We start from the raw sequence: 25244 nt of genomic DNA on the forward strand, positions 1-25244 counted from the left end.
TGCAAAAGACTCCTGAAACCGTGCAGACGATGATCCCGCCTTCTGCACAGACGCTGTTCAGACTTCGTGACGTTACCCATAACGAGAGGTCTTTTGGACATGACGAGCCTGGCTTCGACGATCGCAGCGGACATCCAGCCGATCAGGCATTCCTCGATTCCAGCCAAGCTTGGCTGCGCGCTGGCGCTGGCTGCGCTCGCCGACTGGCTGTTCTATGGCGAGCGCATCGGACTGTCGCTCACGCTGTTTGCGACCGCGATGGCTTGCGTGTCGGCGCTGCTCAATCATGCGGCCCTGGATCTGCGGCGCGCCATGATCGCTGCGGCCATTCTCGTCGCCGGCCTCGTGCCGGCCGTCGAGGAGCTCAACACGCTGTCCTTCCTGATCCTCATCACGGCGCTGGCCATTGCGCTCATGGTCGCGACCAATCCGGAAACGACCGAGTTCACCGAGCGTGCCCGTGCGCTACGCAATTTCTTCCTGCTCGGTCCCTTCAGGTTCTTCCTCGACGCGCTCCAGGTGTTCAACATGTCGGCGTTCACCCGCGGCATCGCGCTCTGGCTGCTGCCGGTGGCGCTCGGCACCGTCTTCGTCGCGCTGTTCGCGGCGGCCAATCCGGTGATCGAGCAGTGGGTGTCGCTGCTCAATCCAAAAATCCTCCTCGAATATGTCAGCGTCCCGCGTGTGCTGTTCTGGACGACGATGCTGGCGCTGGTCTGGCCGTTCATCCATGTGCGCTGGCGGCGGAGGAAAGTTGTTACCACGACGGATGCCGATGGCCCGGTGCCGCCGCCGCTCCCGCCCCTGGTCCCGGCCGAGTTCGTGGGCCCCTCGGCGATCTTGCGCTCGCTGATCCTGTTCAATCTGCTGTTCGCGGCACAGTCCATTCTCGACGGCATCTATCTCTGGGGTCACGTCGCGCTGCCCGCGAACATGACTTATGCGGCCTACGCCCATCGCGGCGCCTACCCGCTGATCGCGACCGCCCTGCTCGCTGCTGCCTTCGTACTGGTGGCGATGCGCCCGGGTGAACCGGCTGAGAAATCGAAGGTGATCCGACCGCTGGTCTATCTCTGGGTGGGCCAGAACGTGCTGCTCGTCGCCTCCTCCATCCTGCGCCTCGACCTCTACGTAGACGTCTACACGTTGACCTACTGGCGCATCGCGGCCTTCATCTGGATGGGTCTGGTGGCACTCGGGCTGATCCTGATCGTGGCCCGCATCGCGCTCGACCAATCCAACCGGTGGCTTGTCGGCGCCAATCTGATCGCGTTAACGATCGTGCTCTATACTGCTTCGCTGGTGAACTTCGATGCGTTCATTGCCGACTATAATGTTGCCCACAGTCGGGAAGCATCGGGCAACGGCGTGCAGATCGACATCAACTATCTCCTGACGCTTGGGCCACAGGCGCTCCCCGCCATCGACAAGGCGATCTTGCTGCGGCCCGGCAGCCCCGAGAGCTGCCTTGTGTCGCGCCGCGACCGCCTTGTAGAACTGCAACGTCAGGATCTGGCCTGGCGGAGCTGGGGCTTTCGAAACTGGCGGCTCCAGCGCAGGCTGGAGGCGCAGGTGAAGAACCAGCCGGCACGGTGAGCGGAGAGTTTACTTGGCGCATCGCATTCTCATCGTCGACGACGAGGGCCACATCCGCGAGGTCATCCGGGTCGCCCTGAAGAAGGCCGGCATGGACGTGATCGAGGCCCGCGACGGCAAGGAGGCACTCGCCCGCTTTGCCGCCGACAGGCCCGATTTGATCGTGCTCGACGTCGGCATGCCCGAGTTCGACGGCCTCGACGTCTGCCGCGAGATACGCAAAGGCTCCGACGTGCCGATCCTGTTCCTGTCGGCGCGCGACGAGGAGATCGACCGCGTGCTCGGCCTCGAGATCGGCGGCGACGACTACGTGACAAAGCCGTTCAGCCCGCGCGAGCTGGTGGCGCGGGTCAACGTCATCCTGCGCCGGCTCAGCCCGCGCAATGGCGAGGCCAAGGCCGGGCCGAGCGCGCTGGCGCAAGGTGGCCTGCTGATCGATCCGGAGCAGCATGTGGCGTCGTTCGCCGGCACGCCGCTGAAGCTGACCGCGATCGAGTTCGGCATTCTGCGCGCGTTCCTGACCCGGCCGACCTCGGTGTTCAACCGCGAGCAGCTGATGCGCGCGGCCTACCAACTCAACATCCAGGTCTCCGACCGCACCATCGATAGCCACATCCGCAACATCCGCGCCAAGCTCGCGGCGCTTTCCTGCGACAACGTCATCGAGACCATCCACGGCGTCGGCTTCAAGCTCGGCCGCTGCGAGAAAGAGGCATGAGCGCGGCCCCCGACAAATGGCGGCCGTCGCTGGGGCTCGTGATCTTCGCGGTGCTGACGACCGTCGCGGTGCTGCCGCTGGTCGGCCTGTTCTTCTTCCGCCTCTACGACAACCAGCTGATCCGCCAGACCCAGGCCGAGCTGATCGCGCAGAGCCGCGTGCTCGCGACGATCTATGTGCAGGAGGTCGCGGCAAGGCTCGACAGTGGCCTGACGCTCGGAGCCGAGGTGCCGCCGAACGTGCTGCCTGATCCGGGCGACCAGGTCACGCCGATCCGCCCCGCGCTTGACCTCACCGCCAACGATCTGCTCCGCCGGCGGCCCGACGCACAAGCAGCAGTCCGGCCGGCGCAGCCCGCCTATGTCGAGATCGGCGCAAGGCTGACGCCGATCATCCGCGAGACCCAGAAGGTGACGCTGGCAGGTTTCAGGATCCTCGATCCGCAGGGCGTGGTGATCGCCGGGCGCCAGGAGGTCGGGCAGTCGCTCGCCCATATCGAGGAAGTCGCGGACGCGCTGCACGGGCAGTATCGCGCCACCTTGCGCAACCGCGTGCCGGACAAGCCGCCGCCGCCGATCTATTCCTTCAGCCGCGGCCTCGGCGTGCACGTGTTCTCGGCGATGCCCGTCATCGTCAACAACCGCGTCGCGGGGGTGATCTACACCACGCGGACGCCGAGCAACATCTTCGACCATCTCTACCAGGAGCGGGCTAAGTTCGTGCTGGCCGGGCTCGCCGTGATCCTCGGCACGATCGCGATCGGCCTCGTGTTCTCCCGCACCATCACGCTGCCGATGCGCGAGCTGATCGACCGCGCCGCCAGAATTGGCCGCGGCGACCGCGAGGCGTTCAGGCCGCTGCGGCACTACGGCACGCGCGAGTTCGCCCAGCTCTCGCACAGCTTCCTCGGCATGGCCGAGCAGCTGGCGCGGCGCTCCGACTACATCGCGACCTTCTCGGCGCACCTCACCCACGAGCTGAAATCGCCGCTGACCTCGATCAAGGGCGCGGCCGAGCTGTTGCAGGATTCGGTTCAAGGCAAATCCGAGGGCCTGACGCCGGCCGAGCAGAAAACGTTCATCGCCAACATCCTGTCCGACACCCAGCGGCTGGAGGCGATGGCGCAGCGGCTGCGCGAGCTCGCCCGCGCCGAAAGCCTGCCGCAGAACGAGCGCACCGAGCTTGCGCCCGTCATCGCCGACCTCAGGAACAGGTTTCCGGAAAGCTCCATCGAGGCCAGCGGCAGCCTCGACCGGGCGATCGGCATGTCCGGCGAGAAGGCATTGATCGTGCTGTCGCATCTCGCCGACAACGCGGTGCGGCACAAGGCTGGGACAATCAGGCTGGAGGCGGTGGACGAGCGCACGACCCTGCTTCTGACCGTGAGCAATGACGGCGAGCCGATCTCGGCGCCGAACCGTGACAGGATCTTTGACGCGTTCTTCACCACCCGCCGCGACCAGGGCGGCACCGGGATGGGGCTGGCAATCGTGCGCGCGGTGATGGCGAGCCATGGCGGCTCGATCAGGCTGAAGCCGACCGACGAGGGCGCGGCTTTCGAGCTGCAGTTTCCGGTCGCCTAGATCGCGAACACCCAGGCGGCGACGATGGTGCCGATGGTGACGAGACCGGCGATGGTCCAGCCGGCGGCATATTCCAGCTCAGGGTGACCGGTCGCCCGCATGATCTCTGCCGGATCGGCGGTATGCTTCTCTGCCATGACAGCCTCGCACGTTTCTCCGCGTGTCTAAGGATAAGTCGCGCCAGCCGCGATAAGGTTCCATCACGGACGTGCGAGGGACACAAAGACGCGAAAACAACCCCATGCACAGTAGAAAGCCCGCTCCGGCGCGCGGCCCGGTCGCGCCGCACAACCTTCTGACACATCGGTGCAAAACGTCCCCGCCGCGCAATTCCCGCGTGCCCCGCGCCTTGCCTTCCAAATCCGGTTGCATGCTAGACTGGACGCTGTCCACGGCAGGAGGGAAGCATGGCCGACAACAAGGCAAAGCGGGGCGGAGCCGATCGCGCCCTGATTGCGCTCACCGAGAAATACGAAGTCGCCTATTGGTCGAAGAAGTTCAAAGTGACGCCGGCCAAGCTGAAATACGCCGTCAAGAAGGTCGGCCACTCCGCCAAGAAGGTCGAGGCCTACATCAAGCTCCAGAAGCACCGCGCCTCCGACAAGAGCCGGATCGCGCTGAGCGAGGCCTATGAGGTCCGCTACTGGTCGAAGAAATTCAAGATCACCCCGGCCAAGCTGAAGGCCGCCGTGGCCGCAGCCGGCCATTCCGCCAAGAAGGTGGAAGCGTATCTCGCGGCCCAGAAGGCGGCAAAAAAGGCCAGGAAGGCGAAGAAAACGGTCAAACGGAAGAAGGCCGCCTGAGATTTCGGGCCCATGGAGGCAGGGATGAAATCCGGCCGATCGATCCTATCCTGCGCCCTTGTTCTTGCCGCCACGTCCCACGTCGCCGGCGCCTCCGCAGCCACGCCCGCAAAGGTCTCGGGCTCGGCGGCGCTGGCGCTCGCGGGCGTGATCGCGCCGCTGTCGCCGAACCTCACCGGCGCCGAGAAGAAGGCGGTGGCGATGCTGTTCGCCGCCAATGCCGACATTCCCTACAAGAAGGCCATTGTGGTGACCGCCGACCGGATCGTCTGCCGCACCGGCAATGTCGACATCACCGTTCGCAATTGCGAGGTGACCTTCGGCAAGAAGGTGAAAACCGTGAACGGCTCCACTGCCAACGAGATCTTCGCGACGGAAGCGCTGGCCGGCGTTCCGCCCGACGGCGCGGCGGGATCGAATTTCGAGAGCCTCGCCAAGCTGAGCTGCACGATCGACCCCAACGCGATCAGGCGGAAGGACGGCAGCGGCGCGGATTGCACATTCGAGCCGGGGAATTGAGCGCCGAGGGCGCCGTCAAATCGCCTCAAGACCAGCCAACTAATAAGGCGAATTGAAAAGACAGGCCCCAAGAGCGAGCCAATATGAGCGCGCAAGGCCCGGCACCATCATGAAGAATTATCTCGCATTTTTGCTTGTTCTGACCGTCTCGACAGCTTCCGCGCATGGTCCGGTTCCGACGCGGCTGGCTGCGCCATCCGATCTCGTCCGCGTCGGGCTGACCGACAACGACACCACCGCCGGCGGCACCGCGCGGCTCTGCGAGCAGGTCACCTTCGCGCGCGGCCTGCGCTACGGCGAGAGCGAAGCCAATGTGCTCGATGTCGCCACCAGCGCGACCAAGGCGGATACGCCGCGGCCGGTCCTGCTGTTCGTGGCGGGCGACACTTTCACCGGCGACCATGCGGCGCCGGAGCTGTCGCGCCAGATCCAGGACCAGATCATGTGCTTTGCCGCGCGCAACGACATGATCGGGGTGCGCGTCAACTATCGCCTCGCGCCGGCGGCAGGCTGGCCCGCCGGGGCGACGGACGTGGCGGCGGCACTGTCCTGGGTCCACGGCAATATCGACCTGTTCAATGGCGATGCCCGCGAGATCGTCGCGGTCGGCTATGGCGCCGGCGCCTTTCACGTCGCCACCCTGCTGGCGCATCCCGAGCTCCAGACCGACCGCGCCGACGTCGCGGGCGTCGTGCTGGTGTCAGGGATCTATCGCGTGGGCAAGGACGCCAGCGACAACGAGAAGGCCTATCTCGGCACTGACGCCACCCAGTACGACAAGCGCTCGGTCTTCCCCGGCATTCTCAATGTCGACGTGCCGATCGTGCTGGCCTGGGCCGCGGACGATTCCACCAGGCTGGTGGCACAGGGCGAGACCCTGAAGAAGACGCTCTGCGGCGCCGGCCATTGTCCGCGCGGCACCATCCTGCGCAGCCGCAACGGCATCGCCGCCGCCTTCGGCCTCGACGGCTCCGGCGACAGCCTTGCCGAACCAACGCTGCTGCTGGTGCATCAGTTGGAGGCGCGGGGGCTGCCGTAGCGGGGAGTTGTCGGCGGTGCGCTTTAATTGCTCCCGCCTTTTGCTGGGCCACCCCTCTCCCCCGCTCTCCCCCGCCCTCCCCCGCAAGGGGGGAGGGAGCGCAGCGGAGTGCGCCGCTACGCTGTGCCTCACCGCATTGTCGCAATTGATAAGAACGAACGCGTGCCACAACGAAGGTGCGTTCCCTCCCCCCTTGCGGGGGAGGGTTAGGGAGGGGGGTGCCACACGGCACACTCCCTCGTTTGTCAGCGCGTCAGCACGCCTGCCGCTTTCGTTCGCGCTAACAGCTGCGCTGCTTTGAAGTGCGCCACCAAGCCACAGCTTTGACAAACGCTTGACGTAGATCAACTCGCCTTGGTGCGGACTGAGCCGACCTCGTTGGGGGCCAACGACAAGGTGTCGAGCATGCGCGTCACCGGCAGGCTGCTATTCATTGTGATCGTCGCCTTCGCTTCGCTCGGGGCGATGTCCCAGCAACGGTCCGAACAACCGGCAAGCGACAACGAGATCCGCATCGGCAATGTCATGCCGTATTCGGGGCCGCTCTCGGAATTCGGCGCGATCGGCACGGCGGAGGCCGCCTATTTCGACATGATCAACGCGCGCGGCGGCATCAACGGCCGCAAGATCCGCTTCATCACCCGCGACGACAATTCCGATCCGGCGGCCGCGCTGGAGCTGACCCGCAATCTGGTCGAGAAGGACGAGGTCCATCTCATGTTCGGCTCGTTCGGCACGCCCGGGAATCTCGCCACGCGCTGGTATCTGAACGAGAAGAAAATCCCGCAGCTTTTCCTCGCCTCCGGCGACGAGGAGCTGAGCCAGGCCAAGGCGTTTCCCTGGACCATGGGCTGGCAGCCGTCGTTCCGGTCGGAGGGACGCATCTACGCCAACTACATCCAGGCCTATTATCCCAGGAAGAAAATCGTGGTGCTCTGGCAGAACGACCAGTTCGGACGCACGGTCTACAAAGGAATCCAGGAAGGCCTCGGCGATCTGAACCGTCACATCCTCGTCGACATCGCCTTCGACATCAACGACGAGCATCTCGAAGGGCACGTCTCGATCCTCAAGCGCGCGGGCGCCGATATCTTCGTCTTTCTCGGCGTGCCGTCGACGGCGTCCCAGGTGATCAAGCTGGCGGCGTCGCTCAAATGGCGCCCGGTCTTCATCGTGAACGACGCCTCCGCCTCGATCGCCAATGCGATGGCGCCCGCGGGCCTCGAGAATTCGGCCGGCGTGATCTCGGCCGCCTTCCTGAAGGATCCGAGCGATCCCGCATGGAAGAACGATCCCGCCATGAAGGACTGGTTCGCCTTCATGGATAAATACCACCAGGTCGAAAGCACCAACAACAGCGCGGCAGTCTATGGCTACGCCGCGGCCGAGGCGCTGACCAAGGTGCTGAAGCAATGCGGCGACGATGTCTCGCGCGAGAACATCATGCGTCAGGCGGCTTCGCTGAAGAGTTACCAGCCTTCCCTCGCGCTGCCCAACATCAGGATGAGCACCTCGCCCGACAGCTATCTGCCGATCAGGCAGATGCGGCTGGTCCAGTTCGACGGCCGGTCGTGGCAGCCTTTTGGTGATGTGATCGAGACGGCGTTCACGGAAGGCGCGGCGCGGTGAACTGACTTACGCGCACCTTTTGCTGGGCTACCCCTCTCCCCCGCCCTCCCCCACAAGGGGAATATGCGCGATTGCAAACCCAACGACATTAGTCCTGCAAGTCTCCTAAGGCGCGATTGGCGGCGGAGTGCAGAGCGGCGCCGATAGCAAAAGCGCGGTATTATGGCGCAAACGCCACAAGCTGAAGAGAGACGCGTCATCCCAGCGGGAGCATTTGGCCTAGTTAGGGTTTGAAGGCGGCTCGTTTTGAGTTGAAGACCGATTTAAGCGATTGGACCTGATCAAAGACACTATTGGCAGAGCAACCGTCAGGGCTAGTGCGGGCACGCCAAGCATCAGCACAGCGAAAACCGCCGGGTTGACAGTACCGAACAGCCACATACCGCCTATTACCAATTCAACCACGACCAAGGCGATCAAACGGCCCCAAATTGATCTCTTCATTTCGTGTCCCGTCTTGTTAGGGAGAGGGGTACGACACGGCGCACTCTCCCGATGAGAAAAGAAGACGCTCGCGAGCGTTCACCCTCACGCCGGCTTCAGCGACGCCAGCGCGCTTTCCAGCAGCGAGCGCACACGCGCGGCATCGCCTGACTTCACCACGGCGGGGTCGAGATAGAGCTCGAGGCCGGGCGCGCGTTCGGTGATGATGCCGCTCTTCGCAGCCTCGGCATCGTTCAGCGCGTCGACCGAATAGGGAATCACCTCGCGGCTGATGCCCTTCATCGTAATCGCCGGCAGCGCATGGGCGCGGACGATGTCGCTGACCAGCGCGAAGGTCTCGTAGCTCAGCACGATGCCGCCGGGCTCGGCGATCGATTGCAGGCGCGCAGCGAGGTTCGCCTCGGCACCGATGATGGTGTAGTCCATGCGGTCGCTGCTGCCGAAATTGCCGACATTGCAATAGCCCGAATTGATGCCCATGCGCGAGCGGAACGGCTGCTCGATGCCGGAGGCCCGCCACTTCGCATTGAGCTCGGCGAGCCGCTGCTGCATGCGCCAGGCCATCTGGAGGCAGGCCTCGGCGTCGGCGCGGTCGCCCCGCGTCTCGGGGTCGCCGAAGAAGATCAGCATGGCATCGCCGATGAACTTGTCGATGGTGCCGCCATGGTCGTGGGCAATCGCCGACATCTCGGTGAAATATTCATTGAGGAGTTGCGTCAGTTGCTCGGGCTGGAGCCGCTCCGCGGTCGCCGTAAAATTCTGGATGTCGGAGAAGAAGATGGTGAGCTTCTTGCGCTCGGTGTGGATGATGACGTCCTTCTGGCCGGAGAAAATGCTCTTGTAGACTTGCGGCGGGATGTAGCGCGAGATCTTCATCGAGAGCGAGGCGAGGAAGTCGTTGGCGGATTCGAGCTCCTTGTTCATGCCCTTGATGCGGCTCGCCTGGCGGCGCTGGAGCGAGAGGAAGGACAGGCCGCTGCCCGCGGCGATCAGAAAATAGGCCAGCAGGAACTTGAACGAGAAGATGTTGGCGGCGATCGGCTGGGCGATGATCACCTCCTGGATGCCCCTGATATCGCCGACCTTCCAGTCCTTCTTCGGGCTTTCGGGGTGGCTGTTGTGACAGCTCACGCAGGCCGGGCCCATCGTGACGGGGGCGACGAGGCGGACCTTGTCGTTGAACAGCGAGGTCTCGGTCTCCAAGATCTTCTGTTCGGGATCCCTGCGCAGCGCGTCGAGCGCGTCCTTCTCGAACTTGTCGAGCTGGTGCGGCGCACGGTTCTGGAACGGGAAGTCCGAGACGAAGCGGTAGGTGATGTTCTCCTGCTGCGCGCCGATCACCCGTCCGAGCTCCAGCGACAGCGTCGCCGGGATCGGGATCGCACCAGGAACGGATTCGTAATTGTGAACCACCCTGGTCGTACCATCAGGATTGGCGATGATGCGCCCGACCACGTTGGTCGCGTAATAGCTGCGCACACTCGTGATTACCGAATTGAGATCGGCGGCCTGCCGGCGCAGCGCCGTCTTGGAGAGCTCGGTCAGGTCCAGCCACACCGCGAGCGGCAGAGCGAGCAGCAGGAACGCGATCGCGGCACCGGTCAGGACGCCGCTCTTGCGCTGTTCTTCGGCGATCTCTTGTTTCACACTGTGGCTCCGTTGTGTGCGCTTTTGTCGCAAACCTCCCGGGATTTGCGGCAAAGCCTGCGGCGGCACAGAGCCAACAAAAGCGGGCGCGCGCAACCCCATTTTATGGTGGTCGCACCAAGCGTCTTTCCGTTTCATCACGAAGGTTTAAGATCGGGATCAACCTGCATTGATCATCCGGAGCCAGCACCCATGACCGAGACCGTCCGCATCAAGCGCTTCAATGCGCGGCCCGTGATCGTGCCGATGAACCTGCCGCTCCAGACCTCGACCGGGGCGGTTGCCAGGGCGCCGCTGGTGCTGATCGACTGCGAGACCGACCAGGGCGCCCGCGGGCACGCCTATCTGTTCTCGATCACGCCGTCGGCCCTGAAGCCGCTGACGGCGATGGTCACGGAAATGTCGGAGCTGCTTGCCGGCGACGAGCTGCTGCCGTTCGAGATCGAGCGCAAGCTGACCCAGCGCTTCACGCTGCTGGGCCTCGCCGGCCTGCAGCGGCTGGCGCAATCCGGCATCGACATGGCGGCCTGGGACGCGCTGGCCCGCAGCAAAGGCCTGCCGCTGGCAAGGCTCCTCGGCGGCGCGCCGAAGCCGGTCAAGGCTTACAATTCGAAGGGGCTCGGCATCATGCCGGCAGGCGCCGCGGTGGAGGAGGCGCACAGGTTGCTGGCGGAGGGTTTTCACGCCGCCAAGATCCGCGTCGGCCGGCCCGATGCGCGGGAGGATCTCGCGGTGGTGCGCGCGGTGAGAAAAGCCGTCGGCGATCAGGTCACGCTGATGTGCGACTACAACCAGGCCCTGACGGTCACCGAAGCCATCCGCCGCGGCGAGATGCTCGACGACGAGGGCTTGAGCTGGATCGAGGAGCCGATCCGCCACGACGACTACGAGGGTTGCGCCCGCATCGCGGACGCGCTGCGCACGCCGGTCCAGATCGGCGAGAATTTCGATAGCGCCTTCTCGATGCAAGCGGCGCTGTCGGCGGAAGCCTGCGACTACGTGATGCCCGACGTGCAGCGCATCGGCGGCGTCACCGGCTGGCTCCGCGCCGCCGCGCTCGCGCATGCCGCCGGCATCGAGATGTCCACCCATCTGTTCTCGGAAGTCAGCGCGCATCTTTTGTGCGTGACGCCGACCGCGCACTGGCTGGAATATGTCGACTGGGCCGACGCGGTGCTTTCGACGCGATTGAAGATCAAGGACGGCTTTGCGCTGCCGAACGAGGAGCCGGGCAACGGCATCGCGTGGGACGAGGGAGCGGTGAAGAAATATCTGGTCAGCTGATCCGGCTACGCTCGCGCGAAGGAAAAGCCGGGCTGGCCGCGAAGGAAACCGTTGGCAAAGGCGACGCCCGGGTAAAGCTCGGACAGGCGGCCATTTGCCTCCTCGGCTGACCTGCGCCCGTCGAGCACGTCGCGAAAGGTCTTTGCGACTTCGACCATGTCGCAATCCTGCGGCGACAGGCGCAGCGAGCCGATCCCGGCCTCGCGCAGCGCACCGATGTCACTGACGAGATTGGTGCAGGCATGCGACAGGGTCTGCACGCCGTTGATGGTCAGGAAATCCTGCTGGTCCAGCGTCTTCAGCGCGAGCCCGTCGGGGTCCTTCTCGCAGACGAAGCGGCAATTGTCCTTGGAGAGCTTGTGAAGCCGCGCGTGATAGCAGCGGGCCGCGATCGCCAGCGGCACCCTGCCGAAAGCGAATATCTCGATCACGGCCTCCGGCAGCGCCGCGGCGATCGCCGCCGCTGATGCGACCGGCAGTTCGGGCGGCAAGCAGATGCGCGCGGCGCCTTGCCGGACGTGAAAGGCCGCGCTGGTCTCGTTGTAGATGTTGACGAAGGGCCCGATGGCGTGCGGCCGGCCCTTGATCGACCTGAGGCAAGTGAGGTCGTTGACCTCGACCAGCGCGTCCCCGGCGGCGCAGAGCTCTTCGGTCTGGCGCCGTTCGCGCCGCAGCGACACCAGGATCAGCGAGCCCAGCAGGACCTGCTTGCCGGCCTGCTGGAGGCGTTGGATCACCTCAGGCAGATGCTCGGCGAAGAACGGAGACCGTTTCGAGCACACGATCTCGCCGACGGAGACGACGTCGACCGGCGCCTCGTCGGCGATCCGGAAGTAGAAATCGCGCCAGCGCTCCGGCGCCCAATTGTACAGGACCGGGCCGAGACTAAGCTGCATCGGGGCATCTCTCATTCATGCTGGACCGCCAGCCCTCGCTTCACCAGTCATCGCCGAACGATCATCGCCATGTCTTGCGATAGGCGCCGAGCGTGGAGGCCTGGCCTTCGGTGAACGGCTTCAGGCTCACGATATCGGCTTCGCTTCCATCCTCCAGCGTATCGAGCGCGCGGCGGAAGTGACGGACCACGCTCTCGATATAGGCGCGTCCGCGCTGGCGTCCCTCGATCTTCAGCGCGGCCACGCCGGCGCTGCGCAATCCGCCGAGCAGCGTCGTGGCGTCGAGGCTGACCGGATCCTCGAAAATGTAGCCGTCACCAAGCGCCGTCGAGAAGCGCCCCTTGCAAAGGGTCGGATAGCCCGCGGCTTCCTGTGGAGCGAAGCGGTTGATGGTGAAGCCGCCGAGCCGGGATGTCGTTCCTTTCGCGGTCTCCTCATAGGCCACGTGGCTTGCCGGCGAGCAGACGCCCTGCATGTTCGGCGATTTCCCGGTGGCATAGGACGACAGGGAGCAGCGCCCTTCGGCCATCACGCAGAGGCCGCCGAACACGAACACCTCGGTCTCGCATGTCGTCTCGCGGGCGATCTCGGCGATCTCCGAAACGCTGAGCACGCGCGGCAGCACGACGCGGCGCGCTCCGAACGTCTCGACATAGAAAGCGATGGCGTCGGGGTTCGCGGCCGCCGCCTGCACCGAGACATGCAGGCGCTGGTTCGGATGGCGCCTTGCGACATAATCCATCAAGCCGATGTCGGCGACGATCAGCGCGTCCGCACCGGCATCGACGGCATCGTCCACCGCCCGTTGCCAGAGTGCCACGGACGACGCCCGCGGAAAGGTGTTGATAGCGACGAGGATGCGCGCGCCGCGTCCATGGGCAAAGGCGATCCCCTTGCGCAGCTCGTCGCGGCTGAAGTTCAGCCCCGGAAAATTGCGCGCATTGGTCTCGTCGTTGAAGCCGCAATAGACGGCGTCCGCGCCGGCCTCGATGGCGCTCCGCAGCGCGGCCGGCGTGCCGGCGGGACAGATCAGCTCCATCACCCCTGCTCCCGGGGCGCGCCGGTCAACCTGTCCCGCGCGAGCTCGAACGAACGCCTGGCCGGCTCGCCCAGCGGACCGAACAGGGACGCCAGCTCCGCGGCCAGATCGAGCCGCGCATCGTCGATCGCGTTACGCAAGGCCAGCACCGCCTCCATGTCGCCCTCGATTCCGAGCTGGCGCGAGAACATCAGCGCATCGCCGTCGACCCTGCCCTCGACCAGGGCCAGCAGGTTCGCGAGCGAGGCGGAGACGCAGGCGTCCAAGCCGGATGGCAATTCGCGCACCACCGACAATCGCGCTGGCGCGGCCTCGACGATGAACGCGAACGGCAGGTCGGTCGGCTTGATTCCGAACCGTGCACGGCGATGTTCGCCGAGCCTGTCGAGCAGGCCGGGATTGCGCCTCAGGATCCGCTCCAGGAACCCACCGAGAAGGAGTTGCAGCGGCAGCAGGGGCAAGGGACGCAGCGCGAGCGCGAGAAGCGGCGGGATTGTCTGCAACGGGCCGGACGCGAGGGACGAATGACTCATGGGACATATCTGAGCCGATTGCGCGCGAATGTATTTGAGCGGGAACAATGAGGAGCGAAATCGCTCCGGCTAGCTTCTGCTCCTTTCAGGAGATTGTCCGCTTGCAACGTGACGTTCCGCGCTTCCGCGAATTATCCGACTTCCTGCGCTTCATCGAAGGCAAGGGACAATTGCGACGCATTCGCGAACCGGTCTCCGTGGTCCATGAGATCACGGAGATTCACCGGCGCGTCATCGGCGAGCACGGACCGGCACTATTGTTCGAACGGCCGATCAGGGCCGACGGCCTACCATCCGGCATGCCGCTCCTGACCAATCTGTTCGGCACGGTGGAGCGGACCGCGTGGGGCATGGGCATCACGCCTGACCGGCTCGAAGAGCTCGGCGCGATGATGGCCGAGTTGCGCGCACCGCGCCCCCCGCACGGCGTTCGGGACGCCTGGCGCAAGCTGCCGCTGGCCCGCGCCGCGCTTGCGACCCGGCCGCGCTCGCGCGCAGCCGCGCCGGTGCAGGATCGCGCCGCCATGGGCGAGGACATCGATCTGACGAAACTGCCGGCGCAGATCTGCTGGCCGGGCGAGCCTGCCCCATTGATCACCTGGCCACTGGTCATCACCGCGCCGCCGGCATCGCCGGCCGCCGACCAGGAGGAGAATGTCGGCGTCTATCGCATGCAGATCCTGGGCCGCGACCGCGCCATCGTCCGCTGGCTCGCCCATCGCGGCGGCGCCCGGCATCATCAGCAATGGAAGGCCGTAGGGCGCGACATGCCGGTCGCAATCGTCATCGGCGCCGACCCCGCGACCATCCTTGCCGCGGTAATGCCACTGCCCGAGACGATCTCCGAGCTGCGCTTCGCGGGCATCCTGCGCGGTGAGCGGCCCGAGCTGACGCCCTGCCTCACCGTACCGCTCGAGGTCCCTGCCACGGCCGAGATCGTCATCGAGGGCTTTGTCTCGGCGACCGAGACGGCGGCCGAAGGTCCCTATGGCGATCACACCGGTTACTACAATTCGGTCGAGCAGTTTCCGGTGCTGCGCGTCACCGCCATCACGTCGCGGCAACAGCCGATCTATCTGTCGACCTTCACGGGCCGCGCGCCGGACGAGCCGTCCCGGATCGGCGAGGCCCTGAACCGGCTGTTCGTGCCGCTGATCCGGCAGCAATTCCCCGAGGTGACCGACTGCTGGCTGCCGCCCGAGACCTGCTCCTACCGGGTCGCGATCGCATCGATCAAAAAGCGCTATCCCGGCCAGGCACGGCGGCTGATGCTGGGCCTGTGGTCGATGCTGCCGCAGTTCAGCTACACCAAACTATTGATCGTGGTCGACGACGACATCGACATTCGCGACTGGCGCGAGGTGATGTGGGCGGTGGCGACGCGGAGCGACAGCTCGCGTGATCTCGTGGCGCTGTCCGACACGCCGATCGACTATCTCGACTTCGCCTCGCCGAAATCCGGCCTCGGCGGCAAGCTCGGGATCGACGCCACCACGAAGATGCCGCCGGAGACGGAGCGGGAATGGGGCGAGCCGCTGGCGATGGATTCCGCCGTGATCGCCAAGGTCGATGCGATGTGGCCGGCGCTCGGTCTCGGCGGGATCGGCGGGATCGGCGGGCTGCAGCTGCGCGAGCCCGCATGAGCGAGCGGCATGGCGTGATCGTCGGCATCAGCGGTGCCTCGGGCGCGGCAATCGGCGTGCGCATCGTCGAGCGGCTGGCGGAGAATCCACACTGCGCGGTGCATCTGGTGATCTCACCGGCAGCGGAGCGTACGCTCGCCGAGGAGGTCGGCCCTTCGGCGCTGCCGCGGCTGCGCGCCCTCGCCTTCCGCGACCATGCGGCTTCGGACATCAGCGCCAGCATTGCCAGCGGCTCGTTTCCGGTCGGCGGCATGATCGTGGCGCCGTGCTCGATCCGGACGCTGTCGGCGGTTGCCTTCGGACAGCTCGACAATCTTCTCGTGCGCGCCGCTGACGTGCAGCTCAAGGAGCGACGACGCCTGGTGCTGCTGGTGCGCGAGAGCCCGCTGCATCTCGGCCATCTCCGCGCGATGGTCCAGGCCACCGAGATCGGCGCGATCATCGCGCCGCCGCTGCCGGCCTTCTATCTGAAGCCGCAGTCGCTGGCCGAGATCGTCGATCAGATCGCCTGCCGCGCGATCAATCTCCTGGACCTGCCGGACATTGCGGCGCCCGCGCAGAAATGGCACGGCGATAGATAAGCGCCAGCGCGCGCGGCGGCGTTCAGGTCCGTCGTCTCGGGCAGGCCGTTCTGGCGCCAGGCGATGAAGGCGTTCATCGTTGCGCGCAAGTGCGACAAGCATTATCGATGCTCCATGACCACCTGGCGCCCTCATCCTCACATCCGCGTCGTCGCGATCGGCCTGCACTGGCGGGACGGGCGCCTGCTCGCGGCCGAGGTGCGCGACGATGCGGGCCGGATCAAGGGCGTCCGTCCGCTCGGCGGCGAGATCGAGTTCGGCGAGAGCTGGCGGGCGGCGCTCGTGCGGGAATTTTGCGAAGAGCTCGGCATCGACATTGCCATCACGGGCGAACCGCTGGTGATGGAGAACATTTTTTCGCATGAGGGAGAGACCGGGCACGAGGTGATGTTCATCGCCGAGGTCGCGCTTCCCGACGGCGCATTCAGCGGACAGGACCGCATCGATTTCCGCGAGGATAACGGCGAGCAGATCGTCGCGCGCTGGTTCGACCTCGCCGATCTCGACGTGGAGGGCGGACCCAGCCTCTATCCGACCGGATTGAAGGATCTGCTGCTGGAGGCAAAAGACGGAACTGCGTGAGAGGCGCCGCTCTCGTCACGTTCCGCCCGTATCGCGCCGATAGCGGAAGTCGCAATGCGGCGCGCCTTGCATGATCGTCTGCGTGCGCGTGAGCCTGACGTCGGGGCCGAACCCTTCCGCGGTCGCGAAGTCGGCGGTGCAGACCAGGAGAAAACCGAGCTCCGGCTCACCCAGCGCCTTGTAGAACTCGGCATAGGCGCATCGCTTGACGTCGAACGCGAAGGCGTCGTGGCTCTGCTCGATCACGTCATAGGCGAGCGCATCGTCGCGGGCATAGGTCCCGAACGCCGACGAGACGGCCTTGCCGAGATCGCTCTCGTTCCTGGCTTTCCAGAACTCCTCGCCGAAGCCGCGATAGAGATCGCCGAGCGTCTTGCGCACCAGCGCATTGGCGCGCGCCTCGCCGAGCTCGGCCTGGAGCGCCTTGACCAAGGGCACCAGCACCTGGGCCTGGATTTTTGCCTGTTCGATGACGGACACGCTCATGGGCAACCTTCATCCGGGTTACTTCACGCCACAGCACGATAACTCAACTTGCTGTTGGCGGCGAGAGCTTGCCTGTTTCGTCCTATGACATCCCAAAGCCTACGTTTCCGTGATGTCAGGGTTATCGCCGATCGTGCAATTCTGAAAACGTCGACGCAGCCATCAATGGTATGATGCGTACCATTCAAATGCCGCCGGCAGATGACCAGAGGTGAACATGATCCGACCCGAGATGTCTCCAAGCAACGTCAGGCCACGACGTTCTTCACGACGCCGTCATGTTGCGGCGGTGGCCGCGGCACTGTTTCTCGCCACCACGTACTGGTCAGTCGGAGGCGCGCAGGCTGCCGCGAATGACGCCGAGGCACGAGCCATCTTCGAGAAATTCATCGCGGCACAGAATGCGCATGATGCCGATGCGGTGAAGGCGATGCTCTTGAATTCGCCCGGCACGCTGCTGTTTGCCAGAGGCATCGAGACGCGCGGCCGCGACGCGGTCGCCGCCCGGTTCAAGACGTATTACGAGGGCACCTGGCACCTCGAGCCCGACATGTCGAAATTCCACGTCGCCGTGATTTCGAACGAGGTCATGCAGATCCTCGTCCCGATCGTCTTCACGCGCGCACTTCCGGGCAAGCCGGCGCAGCAGAATACATTTCTGATCAGCCAGACCTACGTGCAGGATGCGGCCGGCTGGCACGTCGCCTCGATCATGCCGGTGGCGAATACGGAACTGAAGTAGAGGGGATTGGGCTTGCCTGGCCGAAGCTCGCGGCTGCAAGCCCGCCTTCGCCCTTTTGGCTCCGGCGCGGCATCCTTCTCTCGCTATCGCGAGCGAAGGATGGTGGGCACGACAGGGATCGAACCTGTGACCCCTACCATGTCAAGGTAGTGCTCTCCCGCTGAGCTACGTGCCCTAGAGGTCATTTCATCGGTGGGGTCCCTATAACGGCTCAGGGGACCCGGCGCAAGGACGGAAGGAGGCCGATTTAGGCCGCCAGCATCTTGTTCACTTCGCTGACCAATTCGCGCAGATGCACGGGCTTGGACAGCACCTTGGCGTTCTTGGGGGCGTCCGAATCCGAGTTCAGGGCGACCGCGGCGAAGCCGGTGATGAACATGATCTTGATGTCGGGGTCGAGTTCCGAGGCCCGGCGGGCGAGCTCGATCCCGTCCATCTCCGGCATCACGATGTCGGTCAGCAGCATCTCGAACGGCTCTTCGCGGAGCCGCTGGTAGGCGGCCATGCCGTTGTCATGGGACGAGACCTGAAAACCGGCGTTTTCCAGCGCCTTGACCAGGAAACGGCGCATGTCGTTGTCGTCTTCGGCGAGCAGGATCTTTGGCATGGCAGGAAACGTCGAATCCCCAGAGGATATCAGCAGAGGTCACTAAGCCCGACAGAGGGTAAATTTGGGGTGAAAATCTTTACCCTGGACGGATCGCGCTGCCGGCTCCTTGTGAACCGGAATGCGGATCGAATCAATCGAAGCCGACCGGACGATCCCCGCCTCGCTGCCTGCACGGTTAAGACATGTTCCAGCGCAGATCACATCTTTTCGCTTGGCAGAATGGTTGCGATTCCGGACAATGACGACACATGAGAGCCGCTCGACCGGCCGAATCAATCCGTTCAAGCCTTTGCCGGGCCTTACAGGATCCTGCGGGGCCGGATCTTGTGGCGTGAAGGGACGAAGCCTGGGAATAAGGGACGAAGCCTGAGAAGATGACCCGGTTTGACGGCGAGATGTCGCCAGCATTCGAGATCGTCGAGCCCGCCGAATGGCGCGCGCCGGTCATCTTCAACTCGCCCCATTCCGGCTCGACCTATCCGGACGAATTCCTCAGCGCCTCCAGGATCGACCTGCCGACGCTGCGGCGGTCGGAAGATTCCTTCATGGACGAGCTGATCGGCCATCTCAGCGCCCGCGGCTTTCCGACCGTGCGGGTTAATTTTCCCCGCTCCTATGTCGACGTCAACCGCGAGCCCTACGAGCTCGACCCCCGCATGTTCACCGGCCGGCTGCCGAGCTTTGCCAATACCCGCTCGATGCGGGTCGCCGGCGGCCTCGGCACCATCCCGCGCGTGGTCGGCGATGGCCAGGAGATCTATCGCGACCGTATCCTGGTCGACGATGCGTTGGCGCGGATCGAGACGCTCTACAAGCCCTATCACCGCGCGCTGCGCCGGCTGATCAACAAGGTGCACCAGATGTTCGGCACGGTGGTGCTGGTCGACTGCCACTCGATGCCCTCGGTCGGCGTCAGCAGGGACGAGCCGCGCCGGCCCGACATCGTGATCGGCGACCGCTACGGTACGAGTTGCACCCCGCTGTTACCCGACCGGGTCGAAGAGACCATGGGCGGGCTCGGCTATTCGATCGGCCGCAACAAGCCCTATGCCGGCGGCTTCATCACCGAGCATTACGGCAACCCGGCGAGCGGGCTTCACGCGGTGCAGCTCGAGCTCAACCGCGCGATCTACATGGACGAGCGTCGGCGCGAGCGCAGTCCGCGCTTTGCGCAAGTGGCAACCGACTTCGGCGTGCTCGCCGACGTGCTGGCGGCCACGATCCCGTTCGGCGATCTCGGACCGTTCCAGGCCGCGGCGGAATAGGCGGCAAGCCTGCGACGCGCGACCACGTCGCGGATCAGGGACCAGACAAAGCTGCGAGCGTATCGGGCGCCGGATCTTCACTTCGCGTTTTCGCACAGCCGAAGTGAAACAGGCGACCCAAAGAAAAAAGGGCCGCTCGCGAATGACGCAAGCGGCCCAAGTCTAGGGAGGAAACGCCCAAGGAGGGCAGCGGTAACGCAGAGCGCTACCGCACCGCAACAATATGCGGCCGCGCCGCACAAAGTGCAAGGGCTTTTGAGCCATTTCCCATGCAAAACACACATGGCTCTGTTGCTTCCAGAGAAACCCAGATTCAGTTCCTTTGATAAGGAAATTCAATGGGTTGATAGTCATTTGCATACGAACAAGGCATGTTCGGAACTAAGTTTTCAACTCAATGATCGATATTTGGCCAGGAGATGGCTCGGATGAGGCAACCGGCATCGGCATCCAAAATACCAGGGTGCAAATCAAGACAGCGCTGCACGCGAGAGGCGAATTGAGATAGGCAGATGCGAGCTTCACCCGACTTTCGTTTTGAGGATGCGCCGTGACGGTGATCGACTTCTCAGCCTTCATCGGAGGGCTCGCCACCGCCTCCGGCGAAACCATCCTGCCGTTCTTCCGCACCTCGCTGTCGATCGACGACAAGAGCAAGACCAAGGATTTCGATCCGGTGACCGAAGCCGACCGCGCCGCGGAGGCGGTGATGCGGCGGCTGATCAAGGCCAATTTCCCCCAGCACGGCATCGTCGGCGAGGAATTCGGCAATGAGCGCGAGGACGCCGACTATGTCTGGGTGCTCGATCCCATCGACGGCACGAAGTCCTTCATCGGCGGGTTCCCGATCTGGGGCACGCTGATCGCGCTGCTGCACAAGGGCGCGCCGGTGTTCGGCATGATGCACCAGCCCTTCATCGGCGAGCGTTTTTCCGGCGACAACGGCTCGGCCAACTATAAAGGCCCCTCCGGCGAGCGTCGGCTCCAGGTCCGCCGCTGCGCTTCGCTGTCGGAGGCGACGACCTACACCACGAGCCCGCTGCTCATGAACGAGCGCGACCGCGCCATTTTCGGCCGTATCGAGAAGGGCGCGCGGCTGTCGCGCTATGGCGGCGACTGCTACTCCTATTGCATGCTGGCGGCCGGCCACGTCGATCTCGTGGTCGAGACCGAGCTGAAGCCCTACGACATCGCGGCCCTGATCCCGATCGTGACCGGCGCCGGCGGCGTCGTCACCACCTGGGAAGGCAAGCCGGCCCAGGGCGGCGGCCGCATCATCGCGGCGGGCGATGCCAGGGTTCACGAAGAAGCAATGAAACTGCTCAACGGATAGCCGCCCCAAGAGGCTTGTATGAAAAACTGGCGTAAGCTCTTCCTCGCAAGCCTGCTTCTGTTTCCCGCCCTCGCCTCCGCCCAGAATTTTCCGGCCAAGCCGATCAAGCTGATCGTGCCGTTCCCGGCCGGCGGCCCCAACGACATCATCGCGCGCGTGATCGGCCAGCGCATGTCCGAGCTCTCGGGCCAGCCGGTGCTGATCGACAATCGCGGCGGCCAAGGCGGCGTGCTCGGCACCGACGCGGTCTCGAAGGCCGCGCCCGACGGCTACACCATCGCGATCTCCTCAGCCGGCGCGCTCGCGATCAGCCCGAGCATGGAGCGGGTCGCCTACGACGCATTGTCCGACCTCACGCCGGTGACGCTGGTTGCAACCGTGCCGGAAATGCTTGTCGTCGCCACCAACGTGCCCGCCAAGGACATCGGCGAATTGATCGCGCTGGCCAAGGCGCAGCCCGGAAAGCTCAACTTCGCCTCCTCCGGCCCCGGCAGCCTGCCGCACCTCGCCGGCGAATTGTTCAAGCTGACCGCGAAGATCGACATCGTGCACGTGCCCTATCGCGGCGCCGCACCCGCGGTGAACGACCTGCTGGGCCAGCAGGTGCAGATGACGTTCCTCGATCTTCCGGTGCTGCTGCCGCAGGTCAAGGCCGGCGCCTTACGGCCGATCGCGGTCGGTTCAGTCGAGCGTGCACCGACCGCGCCCGAGGTGCCGACGACGGCGGAAGCGGGCTTTCCTGATCTGCGCATCGAGAACTGGTACGGCATGGTCGCGCCCAAGGGCACGCCGAAGGAGATCGTCGCAGCGCTGCATGGCCTGGCGACGAAGGCGATGGCGGATCCGGCCGTGAAGGAAAAGCTCGCCGCGCAAGGCGCGACGCTGATCGGCGACGAGCCGGAGCATTTTCGCCAATTCATCGCGGACGAGACCAGGAAGTGGACGAAGGTAATCAAGGACGCCGGGGTGGAGACGGCGAAGTGAACAACGGTTTGAGTCGTGACGCCGCCACGAGGTAGGTGCGTTCCCTCCCCCCTTGCGGGGGAGGGCAATCGCATATGGATTTCACGAGGATTTTCCGCGGGCTTGCTCCGCCTCTCCCGCTTGCGGGAGAGGCCGACGCGCTCGCAGAGCGCGGCGGGTGAGGGCTCTCGCCACGCAGGGATGTCATCCGCAATCCCCAACAATCCCGACGCGGAGACACCCCCACCCCAACCCTCCCCCGCAAGCGGGAGAGGGAGCCCAGTGCCGATGCCGCCGCATCGTGCACACCATATGCGATAGCCCTGCCCGCAGGGGGGAGGGAGCGCAGTTGAGGTCGCGGCCGCGGCGCAGGCTCACATCACCGCCACCCTCACACCGCCTCGGCCCGCAAATGCTCCACCAGCATCTTGGCCGGGCGCGGCAGCGTCTTGAAGCTTCGCGCGCAGATCACGAGTTTGCGGTTGGCGAAGGCATCGCGCAGGCGGACCATGGCGAGCGGCATCAGCTTGGCGCAGCGGCGGGCAGCGGCTTCGGGCACCAGGGCGACGCCGACATCGGCGGCGACCATCTGGCAGATCGCATCGAAGTCGCGCAGGCGCGCGCGGTAATGCGGCCGCATGCCAAGCCGGGCCGCGTGTTTCGAAATATGAACCTGGAGCGCGGTGGCGCTGGTGAGCCCGACGAAGTCGCACGCGCCCGCCTCCTGAAAATCGATCTGGCGGCGGCCGGCGAACGGGCCGCGCCGTGACGTCACCAACGTCAGGTGATCCTCGCTGAAGACGAAGCGCTCGATATGGTCGGGCAGCGCGTGCTCCGCGGCGAAGCCGAGGTCGGCGGCACCGGCGGTGATCGCCGCCGCGATGTCGGTGCTCTCGCGCTCCTCGATGTCGATGGCGACGTCGCGATGCTCGCGCAGGAAGCCGGCCAGCGCCTTCGGCAGATGCTCCGACAGGCCGGAGGTGTTGGCGAGAAAATGCACGCTGGCGCGCACGCCGCTGGCAAAGCCGGCGAGATCGCCGCGCATGGCGTCGATCTGGTGAATGACGAGACGGGCATGATCGAGCAGGCTCTCGCCGGCCGCGGTCAACTCAACGCCGCGGCGGCCGCGCTTGAGCAGCGCGACGCCGAGCGCATCCTCCAGCCCCTTGATGCGCGCGCTGGCCGAGGCCAGCGCCAGATGCGACCGCTCCGCGCCACGGGTGATGCTGCGCTGGTCGGCGACTGCGATGAACAGCTGGAGATCGACGAGATCGAAACGCATTTGGTCTCCTCCAACCAAGCCTTCGTCCATAGCGAAGGCTGTCTCCGTAACCTCCAGATTGTGCCCGGGCGCGGCTTCGGTCAATGTGCAGGTCATGATCGACCCTTTCCTCATTGTCATCGCCGCCGTCTTCCTGGTCGCCGGATTCGTCAAGGGCGTGGTCGGGCTCGGCCTGCCGACCGTCTCCATGGGCCTGCTCGCGGTGAGCATGGCCCCGAGCCGCGCGATCGCCATCGTCATCGTGCCCGCCATCATCACCAACATTTGGCAGACTTTCGTCGGACCGTACTTGCGCGACATCCTCAGGCGGCTGTGGCCGCTGATGATCGGCACCGTGATCGGCTGCTGGCTCAATGCCGGCGCGCTGACCGGCCCGCATGCGCGCTACGGCACGATCGTGCTCGGCGCCCTGCTCGTGATCTACGCGGTGATAGGCCTGAACAAATTCCAGTTCCGCGTCGCGCCGCAGAACGAGAAATGGGTTGGTGGCGTGGTCGGCGTGGTCACCGGCGTGATCTCCGCCTCGACCGGCGTGCAGGTGATCCCCTCGATGCCGTTCATGCAGGCGATCGGCATGGAGAAGGACGAGCTGGTGCAGGCACTCGGCGTGTTCTTCACGACCGCGACGCTGGCGCTCGCCTTCAACCTCACCGCCGGCGGATTGCTGACGCCGGCCAATGCGGTGCCGGGCGCCGTGGGCCTCGCCATGGCCTTTGCCGGCATGCTCATCGGCCAGTCGGTGCGGGCGCGGATGCCGGCGGAGGCGTTTCGCCGCTGGTTCCTGATCGCGATGATCCTGCTCGGCCTTTATCTGGCCGGCAGCGCGCTTCTGAAGGAATTCGCCTGAGAAGAGGCTCACGCCTTCGGCGCGTAGCCCGGCACCCATTTATCGTATTGAGGCAGATCGTCCTGGATCGTCCACCACGGCGCGCGCGACGAGGTGAAGACGTGGAGGCGGGGCCTGACGTCAGGATCGTCATCGAGCAGGCCGGCGGGAATGCTGACGGTCGGCAAATAACTCGCCTTGCCCGGCGTCAGGCAGCCGCAGGTCTTGCAGCGATGGCGAAAACTGCCCGGCGCGGACTCGTAAGCCACCGTCATGTCCTCGCCCGCGACAAAGCGAAACTTGTCGGCTTCAACATGGGCATAGGTGGCGAATGCCGCGCCGGTCAGCTTGCGGCAATTGACGCAATGACAATGCGTCAGCGTGCGAACCTCGTCGATCTCGAAACGCACGGCGCCGCACAGACAGCTTCCACGAATCATCGAAACCTCCCGCGCGTGGCCTCTATCGGGCCGATTGCATGCCACACCAGTCATTCGTTCGAACGAGTTACCGCGTCTCCAGCATGGCGACGCGGATGCCGAGATAAATGAACAGGCCGCCGAGCGCACGGTTGACCCAGGCGATCGCGCCCTCGGAGGCCCGCAAGCGGTGCGCGGCCTTTGCCGCGAACGCCGCCAGCACCAGGCACCACAGCGTTCCCGTGCAGATGAAAATCAGGCCGAGGGTCAGGAAGGCGAGCGGCTTGTGCGGAGAATCGGCTGCGACGAATTGCGGCAGGAAGGCCAGGAAGAACAGCGCGACCTTGGGATTGAGCGCGTTGGTGAAGACGCCCTGGAGGAACACCCGCCGCAACGAGCTCCGCGCCGGCTCGTCGATCGCCGATGCCAGCGTCGGGCGCGACCACAGCATCTGAAGTCCCGTGACGACCAGATAGGCCGCGCCAACCAGCTTCAGGATCGAAAAAGCGGTAGATGAGGCCATCAGCAGGGCCGAAAGGCCGATTGCCGCGCCTGCGACGTGGAAAAAACAGCCGCAACTGATGCCCAAGGCGGCGGCAGCCCCGCCCCGCCAGCCCATCTGCATGCTGCGGCCGATGACGTAGACGGAGTCCGGTCCCGGCGTGATGTTGAGCAGCACGCCCGACAGGATGAAGAGCCAGATTTCGTGAATGCCCAGCATGTGAGGTGCCCCGCCGCCCCGTCCGTCTCAAGGGATCGGGCTTAGTCGGTTCGGCGGCCGT

The 25244-nt window shown here is 65.0% G+C and carries 26 protein-coding genes and 1 tRNA gene; 16 read left to right on the plus strand and 11 right to left on the minus strand.

Annotation, left to right across the window (positions count from 1 at the left end; translation table 11 throughout):
- Window positions 1-99: 99 nt before the first annotated feature.
- From WN73_RS09810 to WN73_RS09820, 3 genes are read left to right on the plus strand one after another with little or no spacing between them, the layout of a single operon-like run.
- Window positions 100-1596, plus strand: coding sequence for a DUF4153 domain-containing protein (locus WN73_RS09810; protein WP_271552542.1), 1497 nt, complete (start codon window positions 100-102; stop codon window positions 1594-1596).
- Between the two features lie 13 nt (window positions 1597-1609).
- Window positions 1610-2314 carry a response regulator transcription factor gene (locus WN73_RS09815; RefSeq protein WP_011090346.1) on the plus strand — a complete coding sequence of 235 codons (705 nt, stop codon included), beginning with the start codon at window positions 1610-1612 and terminating at the stop codon, window positions 2312-2314.
- Window positions 2311-3897, plus strand: a complete 1587-nt coding sequence (locus tag WN73_RS09820) for an ATP-binding protein (protein ID WP_271552543.1) — start codon at window positions 2311-2313, stop codon at window positions 3895-3897. Before WN73_RS09815 ends, WN73_RS09820 begins: the two co-directional genes overlap by 4 nt.
- On the opposite strand, the gene WN73_RS09825 is transcribed toward WN73_RS09820, so the two are convergent.
- Window positions 3894-4034 (minus strand): hypothetical protein, encoded by a 141-nt coding sequence (locus tag WN73_RS09825; RefSeq protein WP_007597071.1) that lies wholly within the window; start codon window positions 4032-4034, stop codon window positions 3894-3896. The two genes, WN73_RS09820 and WN73_RS09825, sit on opposite strands and share 4 nt — an antisense overlap.
- Before the next feature lie 270 nt (window positions 4035-4304).
- Between WN73_RS09825 and WN73_RS09830 the strand changes: the two genes are divergently transcribed.
- The 4 genes from WN73_RS09830 (at window position 4305) to WN73_RS09845 (ending at window position 7887) form a co-directional block, all read left to right on the plus strand.
- Window positions 4305-4700, plus strand: a complete 396-nt coding sequence (locus tag WN73_RS09830) for a DUF3606 domain-containing protein (RefSeq protein ID WP_011090348.1) — start codon at window positions 4305-4307, stop codon at window positions 4698-4700.
- 24 nt (window positions 4701-4724) lie between these two features.
- Window positions 4725-5219 (plus strand): hypothetical protein, encoded by a 495-nt coding sequence (locus WN73_RS09835; RefSeq protein WP_060909038.1) that lies wholly within the window; start codon window positions 4725-4727, stop codon window positions 5217-5219.
- 109 nt (window positions 5220-5328) lie between these two features.
- On the plus strand, window positions 5329-6258 hold the full coding sequence (locus tag WN73_RS09840) for an alpha/beta hydrolase (protein WP_271552547.1): 930 nt from the start codon (window positions 5329-5331) through the stop codon (window positions 6256-6258).
- 405 nt (window positions 6259-6663) lie between these two features.
- Entirely contained in the window at window positions 6664-7887 is a 1224-nt protein-coding gene (locus tag WN73_RS09845) for an ABC transporter substrate-binding protein (RefSeq protein ID WP_271552796.1), read from the plus strand.
- A 528-nt stretch (window positions 7888-8415) separates the two neighbouring features.
- On the opposite strand, the gene WN73_RS09850 is transcribed toward WN73_RS09845, so the two are convergent.
- Complete coding sequence (locus WN73_RS09850; protein WP_271552548.1) at window positions 8416-9978, minus strand: adenylate/guanylate cyclase domain-containing protein; 1563 nt, start codon at window positions 9976-9978, stop codon at window positions 8416-8418.
- Window positions 9979-10170: 192 nt separating this feature from the next.
- On the opposite strand from WN73_RS09850, the gene WN73_RS09855 reads away from it, so the two are divergent.
- The gene (locus tag WN73_RS09855; RefSeq protein ID WP_271552549.1) at window positions 10171-11262 is read left to right on the plus strand and encodes an enolase C-terminal domain-like protein; all 1092 of its coding nucleotides are present in this window, start codon (window positions 10171-10173) and stop codon (window positions 11260-11262) included.
- A gap of 5 nt (window positions 11263-11267) precedes the next feature.
- On the opposite strand, the gene ubiV is transcribed toward WN73_RS09855, so the two are convergent.
- The 3 genes from ubiV to ubiT form a co-directional block, all read right to left on the minus strand.
- On the minus strand, window positions 11268-12158 hold the full coding sequence (gene ubiV / locus WN73_RS09860) for a ubiquinone anaerobic biosynthesis protein UbiV (protein WP_271552551.1): 891 nt from the start codon (window positions 12156-12158) through the stop codon (window positions 11268-11270).
- Window positions 12159-12219: 61 nt separating this feature from the next.
- The gene (ubiU, locus tag WN73_RS09865; RefSeq protein ID WP_271552552.1) at window positions 12220-13197 is read right to left on the minus strand and encodes a ubiquinone anaerobic biosynthesis protein UbiU; all 978 of its coding nucleotides are present in this window, start codon (window positions 13195-13197) and stop codon (window positions 12220-12222) included.
- Window positions 13197-13778: a ubiquinone anaerobic biosynthesis accessory factor UbiT gene (gene ubiT, locus WN73_RS09870; protein WP_271552553.1), complete on the minus strand. Its 582-nt coding sequence runs from the start codon at window positions 13776-13778 to the stop codon at window positions 13197-13199. The genes ubiU and ubiT overlap by 1 nt, the downstream gene beginning before the upstream one ends.
- On the opposite strand from ubiT, the gene WN73_RS09875 reads away from it, so the two are divergent.
- The 3 genes from WN73_RS09875 (at window position 13778) to WN73_RS09885 (ending at window position 16536) form a co-directional block, all read left to right on the plus strand.
- Window positions 13778-15373, plus strand: a complete 1596-nt coding sequence (locus WN73_RS09875; RefSeq protein WP_271552554.1) for a UbiD family decarboxylase — start codon at window positions 13778-13780, stop codon at window positions 15371-15373. The genes ubiT and WN73_RS09875 overlap by 1 nt on opposite strands.
- On the plus strand, window positions 15370-15954 hold the full coding sequence (locus WN73_RS09880) for a UbiX family flavin prenyltransferase (RefSeq protein ID WP_271552555.1): 585 nt from the start codon (window positions 15370-15372) through the stop codon (window positions 15952-15954). The genes WN73_RS09875 and WN73_RS09880 overlap by 4 nt, the downstream gene beginning before the upstream one ends.
- Window positions 15955-16068: 114 nt before the next feature.
- Window positions 16069-16536, plus strand: a complete 468-nt coding sequence (locus WN73_RS09885) for an NUDIX hydrolase (protein ID WP_271552556.1) — start codon at window positions 16069-16071, stop codon at window positions 16534-16536.
- A 15-nt stretch (window positions 16537-16551) separates the two neighbouring features.
- Here WN73_RS09885 and WN73_RS09890 read toward each other — a convergent pair whose 3' ends face one another.
- Complete coding sequence (locus WN73_RS09890; RefSeq protein WP_028173873.1) at window positions 16552-17022, minus strand: L-2-amino-thiazoline-4-carboxylic acid hydrolase; 471 nt, start codon at window positions 17020-17022, stop codon at window positions 16552-16554.
- A gap of 289 nt (window positions 17023-17311) precedes the next feature.
- On the opposite strand from WN73_RS09890, the gene WN73_RS09895 reads away from it, so the two are divergent.
- Window positions 17312-17764, plus strand: coding sequence for a DUF4440 domain-containing protein (locus tag WN73_RS09895; RefSeq protein WP_271552557.1), 453 nt, complete (start codon window positions 17312-17314; stop codon window positions 17762-17764).
- Window positions 17765-17864: 100 nt separating this feature from the next.
- Here WN73_RS09895 and WN73_RS09900 read toward each other — a convergent pair.
- Window positions 17865-17939, minus strand: a tRNA-Val gene (locus tag WN73_RS09900).
- A gap of 72 nt (window positions 17940-18011) precedes the next feature.
- Window positions 18012-18371: a cell cycle two-component system response regulator CpdR gene (cpdR, locus tag WN73_RS09905; protein ID WP_007597092.1), complete on the minus strand. Its 360-nt coding sequence runs from the start codon at window positions 18369-18371 to the stop codon at window positions 18012-18014.
- A 377-nt stretch (window positions 18372-18748) separates the two neighbouring features.
- On the opposite strand from cpdR, the gene WN73_RS09910 reads away from it, so the two are divergent.
- The 3 genes from WN73_RS09910 to WN73_RS09920 all read left to right on the plus strand — a co-directional run bounded on the left by WN73_RS09910 (window position 18749) and on the right by WN73_RS09920 (window position 21956).
- A complete protein-coding gene (locus WN73_RS09910) occupies window positions 18749-19639 on the plus strand; it encodes an N-formylglutamate amidohydrolase (RefSeq protein ID WP_011090455.1) in 891 nt (296 codons plus the stop codon).
- A gap of 550 nt (window positions 19640-20189) precedes the next feature.
- On the plus strand, window positions 20190-20972 hold the full coding sequence (gene hisN / locus WN73_RS09915; protein WP_011090456.1) for a histidinol-phosphatase: 783 nt from the start codon (window positions 20190-20192) through the stop codon (window positions 20970-20972).
- An 18-nt stretch (window positions 20973-20990) separates the two neighbouring features.
- Entirely contained in the window at window positions 20991-21956 is a 966-nt protein-coding gene (locus WN73_RS09920) for a Bug family tripartite tricarboxylate transporter substrate binding protein (RefSeq protein ID WP_271552558.1), read from the plus strand.
- A 370-nt stretch (window positions 21957-22326) separates the two neighbouring features.
- Here the strand turns inward: WN73_RS09920 and WN73_RS09925 are convergent, their stop codons facing one another.
- On the minus strand, window positions 22327-23217 hold the full coding sequence (locus WN73_RS09925) for a LysR substrate-binding domain-containing protein (RefSeq protein WP_271552560.1): 891 nt from the start codon (window positions 23215-23217) through the stop codon (window positions 22327-22329).
- Between the two features lie 94 nt (window positions 23218-23311).
- Here WN73_RS09925 and WN73_RS09930 point away from each other — a divergent pair, with 94 nt between their 5' ends.
- On the plus strand, window positions 23312-24064 hold the full coding sequence (locus tag WN73_RS09930) for a sulfite exporter TauE/SafE family protein (RefSeq protein ID WP_028173869.1): 753 nt from the start codon (window positions 23312-23314) through the stop codon (window positions 24062-24064).
- 8 nt (window positions 24065-24072) lie between these two features.
- Here the strand turns inward: WN73_RS09930 and WN73_RS09935 are convergent, their stop codons facing one another.
- Both WN73_RS09935 and WN73_RS09940 read right to left on the minus strand, forming a co-directional pair.
- Window positions 24073-24483: a GFA family protein gene (locus WN73_RS09935; RefSeq protein WP_028173868.1), complete on the minus strand. Its 411-nt coding sequence runs from the start codon at window positions 24481-24483 to the stop codon at window positions 24073-24075.
- Window positions 24484-24550: 67 nt separating this feature from the next.
- Complete coding sequence (locus tag WN73_RS09940) at window positions 24551-25183, minus strand: LysE family translocator (protein WP_028173867.1); 633 nt, start codon at window positions 25181-25183, stop codon at window positions 24551-24553.
- Window positions 25184-25244: the final 61 nt, after the last annotated feature.

Origin of the sequence: Bradyrhizobium sp. CCBAU 45394 (assembly GCF_028128655.1) — a bacterium.
GTDB lineage: Bacteria > Pseudomonadota > Alphaproteobacteria > Rhizobiales > Xanthobacteraceae > Bradyrhizobium > Bradyrhizobium diazoefficiens.

Excerpts from the sequence above, each read along its gene's own strand:
- WN73_RS09925 (WP_271552560.1), bottom strand. The coding sequence starts at position 23,217 with ATGCGTTTCGATCTCGTCGATCTCCAGCTGTTCATCGCAGTCGCCGAC.
- ubiU (WP_271552552.1), bottom strand. The coding sequence starts at position 13,197 with ATGGAGCTGATCTGTCCCGCCGGCACGCCGGCCGCGCTGCGGAGCGCC.
- WN73_RS09880 (WP_271552555.1), top strand. The coding sequence starts at position 15,370 with ATGAGCGAGCGGCATGGCGTGATCGTCGGCATCAGCGGTGCCTCGGGC.
- WN73_RS09810 (WP_271552542.1), top strand. The coding sequence starts at position 100 with ATGACGAGCCTGGCTTCGACGATCGCAGCGGACATCCAGCCGATCAGG.
- WN73_RS09830 (WP_011090348.1), top strand. The coding sequence starts at position 4,305 with ATGGCCGACAACAAGGCAAAGCGGGGCGGAGCCGATCGCGCCCTGATT.
- WN73_RS09885 (WP_271552556.1), top strand. The coding sequence starts at position 16,069 with ATGACCACCTGGCGCCCTCATCCTCACATCCGCGTCGTCGCGATCGGC.
- WN73_RS09820 (WP_271552543.1), top strand. The coding sequence starts at position 2,311 with ATGAGCGCGGCCCCCGACAAATGGCGGCCGTCGCTGGGGCTCGTGATC.
- WN73_RS09940 (WP_028173867.1), bottom strand. The coding sequence starts at position 25,183 with ATGCTGGGCATTCACGAAATCTGGCTCTTCATCCTGTCGGGCGTGCTG.
- ubiV (WP_271552551.1), bottom strand. The coding sequence starts at position 12,158 with ATGCAGCTTAGTCTCGGCCCGGTCCTGTACAATTGGGCGCCGGAGCGC.
- cpdR (WP_007597092.1), bottom strand. The coding sequence starts at position 18,371 with ATGCCAAAGATCCTGCTCGCCGAAGACGACAACGACATGCGCCGTTTC.
- WN73_RS09835 (WP_060909038.1), top strand. The coding sequence starts at position 4,725 with ATGAAATCCGGCCGATCGATCCTATCCTGCGCCCTTGTTCTTGCCGCC.
- WN73_RS09890 (WP_028173873.1), bottom strand. The coding sequence starts at position 17,022 with ATGAGCGTGTCCGTCATCGAACAGGCAAAAATCCAGGCCCAGGTGCTG.
- WN73_RS09930 (WP_028173869.1), top strand. The coding sequence starts at position 23,312 with ATGATCGACCCTTTCCTCATTGTCATCGCCGCCGTCTTCCTGGTCGCC.
- WN73_RS09935 (WP_028173868.1), bottom strand. The coding sequence starts at position 24,483 with ATGATTCGTGGAAGCTGTCTGTGCGGCGCCGTGCGTTTCGAGATCGAC.
- WN73_RS09920 (WP_271552558.1), top strand. The coding sequence starts at position 20,991 with ATGAAAAACTGGCGTAAGCTCTTCCTCGCAAGCCTGCTTCTGTTTCCC.
- WN73_RS09875 (WP_271552554.1), top strand. The coding sequence starts at position 13,778 with ATGAGGAGCGAAATCGCTCCGGCTAGCTTCTGCTCCTTTCAGGAGATT.
- WN73_RS09855 (WP_271552549.1), top strand. The coding sequence starts at position 10,171 with ATGACCGAGACCGTCCGCATCAAGCGCTTCAATGCGCGGCCCGTGATC.
- WN73_RS09910 (WP_011090455.1), top strand. The coding sequence starts at position 18,749 with ATGACCCGGTTTGACGGCGAGATGTCGCCAGCATTCGAGATCGTCGAG.
- WN73_RS09825 (WP_007597071.1), bottom strand. The coding sequence starts at position 4,034 with ATGGCAGAGAAGCATACCGCCGATCCGGCAGAGATCATGCGGGCGACC.
- WN73_RS09840 (WP_271552547.1), top strand. The coding sequence starts at position 5,329 with ATGAAGAATTATCTCGCATTTTTGCTTGTTCTGACCGTCTCGACAGCT.
- WN73_RS09845 (WP_271552796.1), top strand. The coding sequence starts at position 6,664 with ATGCGCGTCACCGGCAGGCTGCTATTCATTGTGATCGTCGCCTTCGCT.